A 15,259-nucleotide genomic window follows, 5' to 3' on the forward strand; every position below is an offset into this window, starting at 1 on the left:
ACAGTTGCCGGTCTTTTAGACTGGGGAGCATGGGGGAATGGCTGATCGACAACTGGACCGAGGTTTTGGGATTCGGAACGGGGGCCGCGTGCGTGTGGTTGGCCGCGCGCCGCAACATCTGGACCTTCCCGCTCGGCATCGCGAACAACCTGGTCTTCATCGTGCTGTTCTTCGGCGCCGCGCTCTACGCCGACCTCGGCCTGCAGATCGTCTACCTGGTGCTCGGGGTGATGGGCTGGCTTGGCTGGTCCCGGCACCGGGCCGCCGACGACCGCGCGCTGATCGGCCGGATGCCCAGGCAAGCCATCCTGCCGCTGGTCGCCGCCGCGCTGGCCGGCACCGCGATCATCGCCTACGCCCTGCACTCCTACACCGACTCCACCACCGAGATCGCGGATGCCGCCACCACCTCGGTGAGCCTGGTCGCGCAGTACATGCTCAACCGGCGCTGGCTGGAGAACTGGTTCGTCTGGATCGCCGTCGACGTGGCCTATGTGGGCCTGTTCCTCTATAAGGGGCTGAACATCACCGCCGCGCTCTACCTGCTCTTCATCGGCCTGTGCGTCTGGGGCCTTCGCGGCTGGATGCGGGCCCGCACAGATCAGACGGCGAGCGACTCCGGGGCGGCCGGCGCCTCGCCCCACCAACCGGTGCCAGCCGGCACGACGGGTGCCCGAGCCGGTGCCTGACCCGCTGCCGGCGGCTGACCCGGTGCCGGTGGCGGCGACCCGATTCGGGCACGGCCTGGTGCTCGGCAAGTTCTACCCTCTGCACGCCGGGCACTCGGCCCTGATCCGCACGGCCCTCAGTCGCTGTGACAGGGTCACCGTGCAACTGTTCGGGGCCAGCGTGGAATCCATCCCGCTGAGCGTGCGCGAGGAGTGGCTGCGCGAAGAGCACCCCACCGCGCACGTCGTGAGCGCCATCGACGACGCTCCGGTGGACTTCGACTCCGCCGACGCCTGGGACGAGCACATGGTGTTGATCCGGGCGCTGCTGGACGCACCGGTCGACGCCGTGTTCTCCAGTGACCCGTACGGCGCCGAACTAGCCGCCCGCCTGGGCGCCGCGTGGGTGCAGGTCGACCCCGGCCGGCGGCACACCCCGGTCTCCGGCACCGCGATCCGAGCGGATGTGCCGGGACACTGGTGGGCGCTGGCCCCCGCCGTGCGCGCCTGGCTGACCCCGCGCGTGGTGGTGCTCGGTGCCGAATCCACCGGCTCCACCACCCTCGCCGAAGCCCTCGCCGACCACTACGACACCGCGTGGGTGCCGGAGTACGGCCGCGAGCACAGCGAAACCCGGGTGGGCGGCCTGGACACCCCGTGGCGTAGTGACGAGTTCGACGTCATCGTGGACCGTCAGATCGGCTGGGAGAACCAGGCCCTGCGCCGGGTGCCGCGGCCGCTGCTCATCTGCGACACCGACGTGCTGGCCACCACCCTCTGGCACGAACGCTACGTGGGACCGACCCCGGCGGGGCTCGTGGCGCGCGCCGCCGCGCATCCGCCCGCGCTGTACCTGCTCACCGGGGACGAGATCCCGTTCGTGCAGGACGGCCTGCGCGACGGCGAGCACATCCGGCACGCCATGCAGCACCGGTTTCGCCAGACGCTGGCCGGGCAGGACGTGCCGTGGCTGGAGGTGACCGGGTCGGTGCCGGAGCGCCTGGCGCAGGCGGCCGTTGCCATCGACCGGATGCTCGCCGGAGTCTTCGACTTCGCGCTGCCCCTGGAACAGCAGGCCGCGCTCGAGGCCGCCGTCGCCGCCGGGCCCGCCCGATAGGCTGAAAACCATGGCGCTGGGGAATCGTTGGAACAAGGTATCCGAATCACCGACGCGCGCTAACGCCGCCACACTGGCCGAGGAGCTGACCGCGGAGGACCTCTTCACCGAGGCGCCGGCGGTGGTGGACACGGCGCTGGACGAGAAGCTGCGCCAGGCCTACTTCTGGTTGGTGAACCGGGCCGTGATCTCGCCGTTCTACGACGTCGAATTCTCCACCGGCTCCCCGGTCACCTTCGAACTCGGCGACGCCGGCGCCGAACTGCACCTGCCCACCGACCAGTCCTACTCCTCGAACGTGCTGCTGCCGCTGCTCACCTTCGCGGTGGGCGGCAAGTGCCTGCTCGTGGGCGGTCCCGGGCGTGGCAAGACCACCCTGGCCATCCTGATGGGTGTGCTCGCCGGGTCGAGCGCCCGGGAGGTGCGCCGCAACGTGCAACAGGGCCAGCCTCAGGTCACGGTGAGCGACCTGGTCGGGATGCCGCTGCCGCGCGACCTCGTCACCGCCGGGAGCCTGGCCGAGATCGAGATCGCCTGGCGCGGCTGGCTCAGCCAGCCGGTGAAGATCATCGACGAGTACAACCGCATCCCCACCAAGACCCAGTCGGCGCTGCTCACGATGGTGGCCGAGGGCTACGTGGAAAGCCACGACCAGATGCACTCCACCGCGCCGGAATCCGGGGTGGAGAGCTGGTTCTTCACCGCCAACGACGACGCCGGCGGCGGCACCTTCCCGGTGATCCAGGCGCTCCGCGACCGGATGGACGTGACCGTCGCCGCGCAGGGTTTCAACAACCGGTTCTTCGACGAACTCGTCGCCCGCGTCGAGGCCGGCGAACGGCCGGAGGACCACCTGCCGCCCGAGCTCATCTTCGACGCAGAAGAACAGCGCCTGCTCGAGGCGGCCATCCGGGCCGTGCCACTGCCCGGTGCGGTGCGTCGCCAGCTGGAGTTTTTCGCCAGCCACTTCGAATTCGTGCAGCAGGGCGGGCGCCGCTTCGAATACCGCACCAAGGACACCGTGCGCACCGGCGGCGGCGAGGTGGCCGAGGTGATCGAGGCCAACTCCGGCGCCGACCTGCAGGTGGACCTCGGCTCGCAGACCAGCAACAGCCTCTCGGTGCGGTCGCTGCAGACCCTCATCCGCTACGCCAAGGCGATGGCCTACTTTCGCGGCCGGCCCGTGGTGGGCCTGGACGACCTAGCCGCCGTGCTGCCCTTCGCCCTGCGCGGCAAACTACTGCCCAACGAACTGCACCCCCGCTTCGACGTGGGTGCCGACCGGGAGCTGGCCACCGACTCGATCAGCTGGCTCGCCGACCTCTTCACCGAGTCCCGCCGGCAGTTCACCGCCCTCGGCCTCGGCGGCAACGACCCGATCAGCGACGCCCTCGACCTGTTCAACCAGGGCCTGGATGCAGTCAGCTCCGCCGAGGCCGCGCAGCGCCTCACCGGCATTGAATCCCTGATCAGCGGCATCGCCAAGCAGGGCAAGCTCTACGGTCGGCACTTCGACGACCTGCTCGCCCTCAAATACCTGCACCAGCGCTACACGAACTACGTCAGCTGGTTGGGGTTCAGCGGGTGACCCAGCGCCCCCGGCACCTCGTGAACGATTCGCTGGAGCTCACCGACGAGGCCCTGCCGGAGACCACGGTCGACCTCGAGCTCTCGGCGACCCGCATTCAGGAGCGGCACGGCGAGGCGGCCGGCGCCCGCTACCGCCACTTCATCGGCCGGGCCGTGGCGGCAGCGCCCGACGCCGACCGGGACGACCTGCTCACCCTCGCCGCCCTCGCTGCCTGGCGCTCGGGTGCGCCGGCGTTCCGAACGGATGCGCTGCGTCGCCTCGACCTGGCCCTCGCCGCCGGCCGCACCGGCCTGCCCGCCCTCGCCGCGGCGCTGGGCCTGGGTGAGGGCGGGGTGGCCCCGTTCGCGGCGTTGCAACTGAATTCCCGGTTCGGTTGGCCCGGCCTGCACGCTCCCGGAGAACTCCTCGCCGTGATCGGCGGTTTCCGCGGCCTCTACGGCCCGTGGCTGGCGCCCCCGGTGGCGGCGCTGCCCGGCGACCGGCCGGGCAGCTTCCTGATCCGCACGGGCAGTGCTGCCACGGCCGAGGACTGGCTGCTCACCGTGGATGTCTTCGGGCACACCCTCGTGCGGCTCGCGACCGACGAGCAGGGGAATGTCGACGCTGCGGCCGACGCACGGTGGTCTGCAGCGGGCGATACCGCGCAGGGGCTCGCCGAGACTGGAGCGGCCGGCGCCGTGCTGACCGTGCGCGCCTACACCGCACAGCTGTGGACCCCGGAGAAGAGCCCGTGACGGCTGCGCCGCTCACCCCCGAGCAGCGCAGCGCCTGGCAGAGCGCCCAGGCGCTCTGGGGCGTCGAACTCCACGACCCCGAGCTCGCGCCGGACGCGAAGGAGGCGTCCTTCGCCTGGTTCAGCTTCCCGCCCCAGGTGGCCTTCGACCTTCCGCAGGCCGAGCGGCTGGGCGTCGGGGCGTTTCTGGAGAGCATCTTCGCGCACGAGATCGGCCACCACGCCCTTTCTCCCTCGACCCGGCTGACGAGCCTGAAAATCCGGCACCAGATCGCGCGGGCGCTCGCGGCCACCGATGCCGCGCGCATCCCGGATGTCGCCGACCAGGTTCACAAACTCTCGAACCTGTGGTCGGACATGCTCATCAACGTGCGGGTGGCCGAGCTGCAACGGCGGCGGGACGGCGAAGCCACGCCGCCGGAGATGGTGCGGATGTGGGCGGTGCTGGGCGGGAACGACAGCGCCGATCGGCTCTGGTGGGTGCTCCTGCGGGCCTACGAGATTCTGTGGGTGCTCGCGGCCGGGGCACTCTGCTCGGCCGAGCCACCGGCCGTCCCGATAGACCCTGACGAGGTGGTGCGGCAGCGGATATCGAAGATCACCGACGCGTGGCAGAAGAAGAACCGGCTCAATGAGGTCTTGGCCACCAAAGACCCGAAAAAGCTCGCCGAGTTGCAGCTGTCGGAGCGGACCCAGGAGCTGGCCGCCGAAGTGCAGCGCGAGTTCGACGCCCTGGCGCTCACCGACCCGCGGCTCGACGCGGTGCTGCTGGCCGAGACCGTGCGCACATTCGGTGACGATCCGGTGAGCGGGGCGCTGCGCTTCGGGATGCTGCTGGCACCGTACCTGGTGGCCCAGGGGCCCACCAGGCACCGCCCCGGGTTGGTGGTTCACGGGGGAGGCTGCGACGGCGAGTCCGGAGCAACCCCGGCGACCGCGGGTGAGCTGGTCGCGGTGCTGGGGGATGCGCGCCTACGGGAAGACCCGGCGCATCCGGCGGTGGCCAAGGCACGCGGCCTCACGACGGCCAGCCCCGGCGCCGGCACGGTGCCGGGCGCCCCGGACTCCCCGGGTGACGGCCCGCCCACCGCGCCCACCGGCCAGGGCTACGGCCTGGCCCGGACGCTGGAGCTCTACCGCGACAGCGGCGCCAACGCTGTCATCGCCGCCTGGTATCAGACCCGGGCGCGCAGCTACGTTAAGCCGCTGCTGCAGCGCACTCCGGATGCGCCCCCGGCCGACGCCGAGATCCCGGGTCCCCTGGCAGCGTGGGAGCTCGGCGACGACCTCGCCGACATCGACTGGGCCGCATCCATGGCGAGAAGCCCCACGGTCGTGCCCGGGGTGACCACCCGGCAGCGGGAATACCTGCCCGACGCGCCGCCCGTGGCCACCGCGAGCCTCGATCTGGACCTGTACATCGACTCCTCGGGGTCGATGGTGAGTCCCGCCAACGAGTCGCCGGCCGTCCTGGCCGGCAGCATCCTCATCCTCTCGGTGCTGCGCGGCGGCGGCCGGGTGCGGGTGACCTCATTCTCGGCGGCCGGACAGGTCGCCGGTGGCGAGAGATTCACCCGTGACCGCCTCGAGGCGCTGCGTGACCTCACCACCTACTTCGGCTGGGGCACGGTCTTCCCGCTCGACCTGTACGGGAGCCGGTATCGCGGCCTGGGCCGCACCAGCGCGAGTGTGCGCCGGCACGTGGTGGTGCTTTCCGACGAGGGACTGCTCTCGATGTTCGGCGCAGGGCAGCCAGAGTACGCCGACGTCGCCGCCCGGGTGCGCCGCGGGCTCGACACGGCCACCCTGATCCTGCAGGATCCCCGCCGCTCCGTCGCCGAACCTGCCGCTCTGGCCGGCTATGACGTCGAGTACATCCAGCGGATGGACGATGCACCGGCCGCCTGCGCCCGGCTCGCCCGGCGACTGACGGAGAGCGATCCGCGCCGTGCCGCCCGAACACCAGGAGGATTCCGTGGCTGAGAGACCCGCGCCGTTCTGGCGACGGCTGACCAACTCCGCCGGGCTCAGGGAGCCCGACCGGGGGGAGCTGGCGACGAACGCCATCCCGTTCTCTCCTCCCACCGCGCGGGTGCCGCGCCCGGCGGCCGACGCGGAGCCAGCCGGCGCCACGCCGGATGCAGTTGACTCGGAGGTGCTTCTCGCGGTGTGGTTCGCGCGTGAGCAGGACGACATGCTCGTCTGGCGCACCTGCCTGCCCGGGGCGAGTACCGCCGAGATCGCCACCCGCCTGTCCTTGGTTCCGGCGTCCTTCCTCGCCGATGACGTGGCTATCCTCCCGCTCGCCGAGAATATTCTTGAAATGGAATACGGCGCCGTCGGATCAACGCCGCCGGACCGGAGGGGGCAGGAGGTCCTCCGGATTGTGGACCAGGTGCGTGCCACCGGGTCGGCCGCCGCCCGCCGGGGCGCGGCCCTGGTGCTGTGGCTCTGGGCCAGCGAGGACCTGAACGGTCCGTTGTCGGTGCCCTTGAGCCCGGTTTGGTACGGCCGCGCCATGGCCGCGCTCTCGTTTCGGTTGGCGGCGGTGGTCGACCCGGCCGAGTGGGTGCGCACGGCCGACCGGCGCGACGAAGCAGCCCGCACCTTCCTGCTCTGGTCCGGCCATCTGCCGGCCGGCGAGGACGAGGCCACCGCCAGGTCGATCCTCGCCATGCGCGACTCCCTGCAGCAGAACGCGGCGCTGGCCCAGACCATGGCCGAACACGAACACCGGCTCCAGGTGACCAAACAGCTGCAGGAGGCCAGGGCCCGCGAGGCCGCCGCCCGGTACTCGAATGAGTAACCCGCCGGGGCCGGCCATGGCAGTGCCCGACCCGGACGACCCGCTGGCGCTGGCCGAATACGCCCCGGGCGGCACCGTCGCGCTCACCGACGCCGAACGGTGGCCCACCCTCGATGTGGCCGGCGCGGCGCGTCTGGATGCCGTGCAGCGGCATCCGCTCGCCCCGGCCTGGGTACACCGGACCGGTGACAGGCTCACCGCCGACGGAGTCGCCAGGGCCCAGGCGGCGCTGCCCGTCACCGGTTGGCTGGCCGAGCACCTCGCCATCGCTCGCCGGCTGCCCGCCTACCGCAGGGTCGCCGACACCCTCGGTGAGCTGCGCACCTGGCCCACCGTGACCCGCGACGACCTGCTCGAGAACGTGTCGGCGTTCGTGCCGCTGGATGCCGACCTCGATCGGATGATCGAGGGCTCCAGTTCCGGCACCACCGGGCGCGCGCTACAGATCCCCGACGACATCGAGGAGGTCGCTCGCAGCTTCCACCTGCTGGTGACCCTGGTGGCCGAGCAGGGTATCGACTGGCGGCCCGACCCGGCACGGATGGCCCTGGCCTACCTGGTGCACCAGCGCCAGGCGTTCACGTACACGTCCTCGATCAGCAGTTTCGGTCAGTCCACCATGGCCAGGCTCAACCTGCATCCTTCGCAGTGGCCGGCGCCCGGGCAGCGCACCGGGTTCCTGCTTGACCAGCAGCCGCAGGTGATCACCGGCAACCCCACCAGCCTGGCGGAGCTGCTGCACCCCGACCTTGTGGCGGGCCTGCGGCCGCTCGCGCTGTTCAGCGGCGCGATGGCGCTCAGTCTCGCCCTCCGCCGCGACCTGGAGGCGGCATACGGCTGCCCGGTGATTGACGTCTACGGGTTGCACGAGACCCGGCCGATCGCCGCCAGCACTGACGGGGGACCCTTCGTGATCCTCGATCGGCGGGTGCACGTGGAGGTGCTCGACGGTTCCGGCCATCCGGTGGCACCCGGGGAGCGCGGCGAGATCGTGGTGACCGCGGGGGAGAACCCGCTGTTGCCGCTGGTGCGGTACCGTACCGGGGACTTCGGCCGGCTGGTCGACGTGGCCGGCCGGCCCGCACTGGCCGACCTGGAGGGCCGGGAGGCCACCCGGTTTCTGGCGTTGGACGGTTCCCTGGTGCCCTGCGTCGACCTCACCCAGCAGTTGCAGGCCGGCGGGGCGCGCGGCTGGGCTGTGCGGCAGGGCGTCGACGGCAGCGTGACCGCCACTGTGGTGGGCGGTGCAACCGGGCAGATCGGTACGGCGCTCCGACGGCTGCTGGCACAGCCGGTGACCGTGACCGCGGTGCCGACCCTGCTCGACCTCGGCGAGGGCAAACCGCGCCGCTACGAGTCGGAGGCGCCGGGCACCTAGCTCACCGTTGCCGCAGGGATGCGATTGGCAGTGTCTGCACCATTTGTGGCAGTCAGTTCCCGCAGCCGGCCGGCCGGTTTCCCTAGGCTGTGAAGATGCCGATCACCACCGACACCAAAGACTGGACCTGGGTGCTCGAGCGCCCCTGCCTCGAGTGCGGATTCTCCGCCGCCGAGCTTCGTTACGACGACGTACCCGATCTTGTGCGCCAGAACGCGGCCGCCTGGGCACCCGTGCTCGACCGACCGGATGTTGCGGCGCGGCCCGACGACACCACCTGGTCGGCGCTGGAATACGCGGCCCACGTGCGTGACGTGTTCCGCATCTTCGACCTGCGGCTGGGCCTGATCCGCGCCGAGGACGACCCGCTCTTCGCGAACTGGGACCAGGACGCCACCGCGGCGGCCGAGCGCTACAACGAGCAGGATCCACGGGTCGTGGCGGCGGAACTGGCCGCGGCCGCGGCATCCGTTGCCGACGCCTTCGCGGCCGTGCCGCCCGCCGACCGGCAGCGCACCGGCCGCCGCAGCGACGGCGCCCGCTTCACAGTGACCACGCTGGCCCAGTACTTCATCCACGACCCGACGCACCACCTGCATGACGTATCCCGCTGACCGGACGTCAGCGATCCGGTCACTCGAACGGCCGACGCTGTAAACTTCGGCCATGACGACGGACCGCAGCGTGGCGCGCAGCCCGGCCGTTGTGGCGCACAAGGTGCTCAACAACAACGTCGTCATCTCGGTCGACAGCGCCGGCCAGGAACGGGTACTGATGGGACGGGGGCTGGGATTCCAGTTGCAGCCCACCGACACCATCGACCCGGCGAAGGTCGAGAAGACCTTCATCCTCGAGCAGGGCAGCGGAGCCGATCACGCCCGGCAGCTGCTCGCCTCGGTGCCGTATCCGGTCATCGAGGCCGTCACGGCCGCCGTCGATGAGGCCGAGCGGATCCTGGGGCGCAGCCTCGGTCGGCGGCTGCCGATGGCCATCATCGACCACGTGCAATACGTGCTCGAGCGTATGCAGAAAGGCATTCGGATCCCGAGCACGGCGATGCCCGAATTGCGCGTGCTGCACCCGCAGGAATTCGACGCGGCGCTGGCGATGGCACGATCCGTCAGTGCCAGTCTGCAGACCGACCTCCCGGCGGAGGAGGCCGTATTCCTCACGATGCATATTCTCAACGCGACCCGAGACGAGCCCAACGGCACCGCGGCGTTGCTCTTCCGTCGGGTACAGCACGTGGTCACCACGGTTGAGGGCGGCCTCGGCGTGCAGCTGGACGTGGCGAGCCCGGACTACGCGCGGTTCATCCTGCACATCCAATTCCTCCTGCAGCGACTCGTGGCCCAGACGATGCTGCGAGGCTCCGACACGTCGTTCTTCGAGTTCGCTAAACACAGTTATCCGCGCTCGTACGCGATCGCCGCCGACGTCAAGCTGTACGTCAGTGAAGCCACCGGCTCCGATCTCACCGATGAAGAACTCCTCTACGTGATCGTGCACGTGGAGCGCCTGGCCAACCAGGTTGTGGATGGCGCGGCGCCCTGACGGTGTGCTAGCGTGAGCGTCGCAGGGCGAAGACGACCTGTGGAAGCTCTTCGGATTGTTACTGCGCAAGCAGGCAAAACCTGGACTCTCATCGCATAGCGCGATGTCTGAGTTCAGGTCTTTTTTTTGCCCAAAACACCGTGAGCCGCTTCTCAGAGACAGAAGTCGCGATGCCGCGGCGGAAGGCGAATGACACAGATGGATTATTCCAAGACCGCTGCTGCGGTCCTCAAGGGCGTTGGCGGCGAACAAAATGTATCGTCGCTCGTGCACTGCGCGACGCGCCTGAGGTTTGTCATCAAGGACGACTCGAAGATCGACAAGGCCGCCGTTAAGGCCTCGCCCGGCGTCATCGCCACGGCAGAAGCCGGCGGCCAGTACCAGGTCGTCATTGGCAATGAGGTGCCAGAGGTGTTCGCCGAGATCGCGAAGATCTCCAAGCTCGCCGGTCTGTCAGCGAACGAGACGTCCGCCTCGCACGGACCCAAGAGAAACCTTCTCAACCGTTTCATTGCGATGATCTCGGCGATTTTCACCCCGCTGGTATGGGCTCTGGCCGGAACGGGCCTGCTCAAGGCGTTCCTCGCCGCGGCGGTCACCTTCGGCTGGCTCGACAACACGACCACGACCTACGTGATCCTCAATGCGCTGTCGGATGCGTTCATCAATTTCCTGCCGCTCGCACTGGCGATCACGGCGGCGAAGTACTTCAAGGCCGAGCAGTTCACCTCACTCGCGATCGCCGGCGCCTTCGTCTATCCGTCGATCGTCGCCCTCAACGGGGTGCCCGACATCACCTTCTTCGGCATCCCCGTCACAATGGTCAGCTACGTGTCGAGTGTTATCCCGATCATCGTCATCGTCTGGCTGCAGAGCCACGCCGAGCGCTTTCTCTACACCAAGCTTCCCGCCGCGATCCGCCGGTTCGTCACCCCGATGCTCCTGGTTGCCATTCTTGTTCCGTTGACCTTCCTCGCCATCGGCCCGCTCTCCAACCTGATCAGCGGCGGCCTCGCCGGTGGCATCGGCTGGATTTTCACCGTTCTGCCGTGGCTCGGTGGCGCCATTATGGGTGGCCTCTGGCAGGTCTTCGTGATCTTCGGCTTGCACTGGGGATTTGTTCCCCTGATGACGGCCGAGTTGCAGAGCACAGGTTTGACCTACCTCCTGGCGCCACTCTTCGCTGCAGTTCTGGCGCAGGCCGCGGCCGTCACCGGTGTCTGGGTTCGCACCAAAGACGCGAACCTGAGGTCCCTCGCGGCCCCCGCGGCGCTGTCTGGCTTCCTGGCCGGTGTCACCGAGCCAGCAATCTACGGCGTGAATCTGCCGCTCAAGCGCCCGTTCCTGTATGGAATCATCGGCGGTGTCATCGGCGGCGGGATGATTTCGGCGGGCGGTGTGGCCGGCAACGCCTTCGTGCTCCCATCGGCACTGGGCCTGCCCGCGCTATTCAGCGAGGGAAGCGTCGTGATGCTGGTCCTCGGCCTTGCCGTCGCCGTCCTGGTGCCGTTCCTCCTCACCGTCATCGTCGGTTTCACGGACCCGGTCGCCGAGACCGCCGCTCCGGTGGATGGCACCGACCTTGTCGTCCTCAGCCCGCTGGACGGCACCGCCGTGCCGCTCACCGAGGTTCCCGACGCCGTCTTCGCCGGTGGCGCACTCGGCAAGGGTGTCGCGATCATCCCCCGCGTCGGCGCTCTGTACGCCCCGTTCGACGCTCTCGTGGTCGCCGCGTTCCCGACCGGTCACGCGATCGGCCTGCAGCACGCCGATGGCGCCGAAGCGCTGATCCACATCGGACTCGACACCGTCAAGCTCGGCGGAAAGCACTTCTCCCTCAAGGTCGAAAAGGGCCAGCAGGTCAGGGCCGGCGACCTCCTGGTGGAGTTCGACATAGCCGCGATCACCGCGGCCGGCTACGACGTGACCACGCCGGTCATCATCACCAACCCGAAGAAGTACCCGACTATCGGCTCGCCCGCATCGGGACCGGTGGCCCACGGTGACGCCCTTTTCCTCGCCATCGCCGAAGCAGAACTAGCCATCGCCTAACAAGCACACCCAGCACGTCTCGGCAGAGGAGCGGCCCGACCGCTCCTCCGCCCCGTGCACTGCACCACATCTGCACTGCGTAATAGAAGGAGCACACGAATGACTGATTCCATAACGTTTCCCGCTGATTTCCTCTGGGGCGGCGCCACTGCCGCGAACCAGATCGAAGGCGCATACAACGAGGGCGGCAAGGGCCTGTCGATCCAGGACGTCATGCCCCAGGGCATCACTACGCCGCGTACCGACGGCCCCACCGACGACAACCTCAAGCAGGTGGCCATCGACTTCTACCACCGCTACGCCGAAGACATCGCCCTGTTCGCCGAGATGGGCTTCAAGACCTTCCGCTTCTCCATCGCCTGGAGCCGGATCTTCCCGCTCGGCGACGAGGCCGAGCCCAACGAAGAGGGCCTCGCGTTCTACGAGCGGGTTCTCGACGAGTGCGAAAAGCACGGCATCGAGCCGCTGGTGACCATCTCGCACTACGAGACGCCGCTCCACCTCACCGACACCTACGACGGCTGGGTCAACCGCGAGCTGATCGGCTTTTACGAGCGCTACGCCCGCGTGCTCTTCGCCCGCTACGGCGCCCGGGTGAAGTACTGGCTCACGTTCAACGAGATCAACTCCGTGCTGCACGCCCCGCTCCTCTCTGGCGGTATCAACACACCCAAGGGCCAGCTCACCAAAACCGACCTGTACCAGGCCGTGCACAACGAGCTGGTTGCCAGCGCGCTGGCTACCAAGGCCGCCCGCGAGCTCGCCCCGAACGCCCAGGTCGGCTGCATGATCCTCGCAATGCCGGTGTACCCGCTGTCGCCGTCTCCCGATGACATGATGGCGTCACTCACCACCGAGCGCACCAACCTCGCGTTCGGCGACATCCACGTGCGCGGTGAATACCCGGGCTACTACCTGCGGAGCCTGCGCGACCAGGGCGTCGACCTTGTCATCACCGACGACGACCGCGCGGTCCTCAAAGAGAACACCGTCGACTTCGTCTCGTTCAGTTACTACGTGAGTGTGGCCGAGACGGCCGACGATTCGCAGCGGGTGATGGGCGAGGGCAACATTTTCCCCGGCGTGCGCAACCCGACGCTGAAGGCATCCGAGTGGGGCTGGCAGATCGACCCCGTGGGCCTGCGCATCGTGCTCAACCAGTTCTGGGACCGCTGGCAGAAGCCGCTGTTCATCGTGGAGAACGGCCTGGGTGCCAAGGACGAACTCGTCGAGGTCGACGGCCGCAAGACCGTCATCGACGACTACCGCATCGCCTACCTGAACGACCACCTCGTGCAGGTCGGTGAGGCGCTCACCGATGGTGTGGATGTGATGGGCTTCACACCCTGGGGCTGTATCGACCTCGTCAGTGCCAGCACGGCACAGATGAGCAAGCGCTACGGGTTCATCTATGTCGACCGCAACGACGACGGCAGCGGCACCCTCGACCGGTACAAGAAGAAGTCCTTCGACTGGTACGCCGAGGTCATCGAGTCGAACGGTGCCAGCCTCACCCGCTAGCGTCGATTTATACGTACTAACCCTTAGGTGGTCTCCCGGGCCCGGTTCGGCTCCGGAGACCGCCTCGTTTGGAGCTCCACATGATTTCCCCGCGCATCGCTTTTCTCGACGTGGACGGCACCCTCATCGACTCGGGCGAAGTGATCGCCCCGTCCACCATCGAGGCGGTGCGGACCGCCAGGGCGAACGGGCACCTGGTCTACCTGAGCACCGGGCGGGCTTCGGTGGAAATCTACGCGGCGATCCGCGACATCGGCTTCGACGGTGCCATCACCGCCGGTGGCGGTTTCGCCGAGATCGGCGACGAACTCGTGATCTCCCGCACGATGCCCGAGGATGCGGTCGCCCGAATGGTCGGCTTCTATGAGGAGTCGGGGTACGACTTCTACCTGCAGTCCTACGACGAGCTCTTCCCGAGCCCCGGGGTTCGGGGGCGGTTCGCGGCGTACCTCGACGACGACAGCGAACGGAAGGGTGAAACCCGCACCGACCTGGCCTCCGTGACCGACGCCGACGAGCACCCCGCGCTGAAGGCATTCGCCGACGTACGACCGCTTCGTTACAGCGGCATCGCGAAGTCCGTGTTCCTCGCCGCCGACCTCACGGCCTTCGACAGGGTGTCGGAAGCGCTCAGCGGCGACTTCCACGTGATCACCGGCACCATCCCGCACATGGGTAAGGGCAGCGGCGAGGTCACCCTTGACGGGGTGAACAAGGGCACGACCCTCCTGCAGCTGCTCGACAAGCTCGGCATCGACGCGGCATCCGCCATCGGCATCGGCGACAGCACCAACGACATCGAGATGCTGCAGGTCTGCGGCGTCGGCATCGCCATGGGCAACGCCACCGACACGGTCAAGGCGCACGCCGACGAGGTCACCACCTCGGTCCTGGACGACGGCGTCTGGAACGCGTTCCGCCGCCACGGCCTGATCTGAGGGCTGCTCGCCCCGGGTTGCGCGGGTAGCCTGAGCGGATGAACGAGTCCTCGGCCGAGATGCGCACGCGGCTGACCGCGTGGGGTGTGACGCCCGTGGGGACGGGGTTCTCGACACCGTCGAGCGAGCTCATGCCCGGTACCCGCGGGGGTGAAGCCGTGATGCTCAAGATCGCGCTGGTGGAGGAGGAAGCTCGGGGTGCCACCCTCCTCGAGTGGTGGGGCGGGCACGGAGCCGCGCGGGTGTTGGCGCGGACCGACCGGGCGACGCTGATGGTGCGAGCGACCGGTTCTCGCGATCTGACGGTCATGGCGGCGGCGGGTCAGGATGCGGCAGCGACAGCCGTCCTCGTGCAGAGCGCGCTGACCTTGCACGAGCGCACACCGCCCTCATCCGGCGAGGTGCCTCTCGTCGCCCTCCGCGACTGGTTCCAGGTCCTGCTCACCACCCGGTCCGACGACCCGGTGCTGCGGCGGGCGGCCGAACGGGCCGAACGGCTGCTGGCCACGACGCCGCCGGCGGATGTTGCGGTGCTGCACGGCGACATCCACCATGGCAACGTGCTCGACTTCGGCGACCGCTGGGCGGTGATCGATCCGAAGGGCCTGATCGGGCATCGCGCCTTCGACTTCGCCAACATCCTCTGCAACCCGACAGAGACGGCCGCGCTCGACAATCTCGCGGCGCGGCTGAACACCATCAGCCGCCAGGCGAGCATCGACCCGGTGACGCTAGCGGAGTGGACCATCGCCTGGTGCGGTCTGTCCCTGGCCTGGGCGCGGGGCGACGCCATTCCCACCTGGCACGCCCGAACCGCCCGCGCCGTGGCGGAACTCCTGTTGGAAAGCCTGAACGACGGGTCTAAGTCGAGTGGAACTTTCAGCATCGGAGCGTAGTGTCG

At 68.8% G+C, this 15,259-nt stretch carries 13 protein-coding genes; all 13 read left to right on the top strand.

Annotated features, from left to right (window positions below; genetic code table 11):
* Positions 1–29 precede the first annotated feature (29 nt).
* The 13 genes from pnuC (at position 30) to C3B61_RS07660 (ending at position 15,254) form a co-directional block, all read left to right on the top strand.
* The gene (gene pnuC / locus C3B61_RS07600; RefSeq protein WP_103460079.1) at positions 30–689 is read left to right on the top strand and encodes a nicotinamide riboside transporter PnuC; all 660 of its coding nucleotides are present in this window, start codon (positions 30–32) and stop codon (positions 687–689) included.
* Entirely contained in the window at positions 682–1,785 is a 1,104-nt protein-coding gene (locus C3B61_RS07605) for an AAA family ATPase (protein ID WP_244285868.1), read from the top strand. Before pnuC ends, C3B61_RS07605 begins: the two co-directional genes overlap by 8 nt.
* A 10-nt stretch (positions 1,786–1,795) precedes the next feature.
* A complete protein-coding gene (locus C3B61_RS07610; protein WP_244285869.1) occupies positions 1,796–3,373 on the top strand; it encodes an AAA family ATPase in 1,578 nt (525 codons plus the stop codon).
* On the top strand, positions 3,370–4,110 hold the full coding sequence (locus C3B61_RS07615; protein WP_103460080.1) for a hypothetical protein: 741 nt from the start codon (positions 3,370–3,372) through the stop codon (positions 4,108–4,110). Before C3B61_RS07610 ends, C3B61_RS07615 begins: the two co-directional genes overlap by 4 nt.
* A complete protein-coding gene (locus tag C3B61_RS07620; protein WP_208858785.1) occupies positions 4,107–6,092 on the top strand; it encodes a VWA domain-containing protein in 1,986 nt (661 codons plus the stop codon). The genes C3B61_RS07615 and C3B61_RS07620 overlap by 4 nt, the downstream gene beginning before the upstream one ends.
* Positions 6,085–6,915: a phosphohydrolase gene (locus C3B61_RS07625; RefSeq protein WP_103460081.1), complete on the top strand. Its 831-nt coding sequence runs from the start codon at positions 6,085–6,087 to the stop codon at positions 6,913–6,915. Before C3B61_RS07620 ends, C3B61_RS07625 begins: the two co-directional genes overlap by 8 nt.
* Positions 6,908–8,293 (top strand): AMP-binding protein, encoded by a 1,386-nt coding sequence (locus tag C3B61_RS07630; protein WP_244285870.1) that lies wholly within the window; start codon positions 6,908–6,910, stop codon positions 8,291–8,293. The genes C3B61_RS07625 and C3B61_RS07630 overlap by 8 nt, the downstream gene beginning before the upstream one ends.
* A 95-nt stretch (positions 8,294–8,388) precedes the next feature.
* Complete coding sequence (locus C3B61_RS07635) at positions 8,389–8,907, top strand: DinB family protein (RefSeq protein ID WP_103460146.1); 519 nt, start codon at positions 8,389–8,391, stop codon at positions 8,905–8,907.
* A gap of 52 nt (positions 8,908–8,959) precedes the next feature.
* Complete coding sequence (locus C3B61_RS07640; RefSeq protein WP_103460082.1) at positions 8,960–9,847, top strand: PRD domain-containing protein; 888 nt, start codon at positions 8,960–8,962, stop codon at positions 9,845–9,847.
* A 189-nt stretch (positions 9,848–10,036) separates the two neighbouring features.
* Positions 10,037–11,899, top strand: coding sequence for a beta-glucoside-specific PTS transporter subunit IIABC (locus C3B61_RS07645; RefSeq protein ID WP_244285871.1), 1,863 nt, complete (start codon positions 10,037–10,039; stop codon positions 11,897–11,899).
* 99 nt (positions 11,900–11,998) lie between these two features.
* Positions 11,999–13,420, top strand: a complete 1,422-nt coding sequence (locus tag C3B61_RS07650; protein ID WP_103460084.1) for a glycoside hydrolase family 1 protein — start codon at positions 11,999–12,001, stop codon at positions 13,418–13,420.
* Positions 13,421–13,500: 80 nt separating this feature from the next.
* Entirely contained in the window at positions 13,501–14,358 is an 858-nt protein-coding gene (locus tag C3B61_RS07655; protein WP_103460085.1) for a Cof-type HAD-IIB family hydrolase, read from the top strand.
* Between the two features lie 38 nt (positions 14,359–14,396).
* Positions 14,397–15,254 (top strand): aminoglycoside phosphotransferase family protein, encoded by an 858-nt coding sequence (locus C3B61_RS07660; RefSeq protein WP_103460086.1) that lies wholly within the window; start codon positions 14,397–14,399, stop codon positions 15,252–15,254.
* The last annotated feature ends 5 nt before the right edge of the window (positions 15,255–15,259 follow it).

Source organism: Cryobacterium zongtaii, assembly GCF_002909375.1.
Taxonomy (GTDB): domain Bacteria; phylum Actinomycetota; class Actinomycetes; order Actinomycetales; family Microbacteriaceae; genus Cryobacterium; species Cryobacterium zongtaii.

Excerpts from the sequence above, each read along its gene's own strand:
- C3B61_RS07610 (WP_244285869.1), top strand. The coding sequence starts at position 1,796 with ATGGCGCTGGGGAATCGTTGGAACAAGGTATCCGAATCACCGACGCGC.
- C3B61_RS07635 (WP_103460146.1), top strand. The coding sequence starts at position 8,389 with ATGCCGATCACCACCGACACCAAAGACTGGACCTGGGTGCTCGAGCGC.
- C3B61_RS07630 (WP_244285870.1), top strand. The coding sequence starts at position 6,908 with ATGAGTAACCCGCCGGGGCCGGCCATGGCAGTGCCCGACCCGGACGAC.
- C3B61_RS07655 (WP_103460085.1), top strand. The coding sequence starts at position 13,501 with ATGATTTCCCCGCGCATCGCTTTTCTCGACGTGGACGGCACCCTCATC.
- pnuC (WP_103460079.1), top strand. The coding sequence starts at position 30 with ATGGGGGAATGGCTGATCGACAACTGGACCGAGGTTTTGGGATTCGGA.
- C3B61_RS07650 (WP_103460084.1), top strand. The coding sequence starts at position 11,999 with ATGACTGATTCCATAACGTTTCCCGCTGATTTCCTCTGGGGCGGCGCC.
- C3B61_RS07640 (WP_103460082.1), top strand. The coding sequence starts at position 8,960 with ATGACGACGGACCGCAGCGTGGCGCGCAGCCCGGCCGTTGTGGCGCAC.
- C3B61_RS07645 (WP_244285871.1), top strand. The coding sequence starts at position 10,037 with ATGACACAGATGGATTATTCCAAGACCGCTGCTGCGGTCCTCAAGGGC.
- C3B61_RS07660 (WP_103460086.1), top strand. The coding sequence starts at position 14,397 with ATGAACGAGTCCTCGGCCGAGATGCGCACGCGGCTGACCGCGTGGGGT.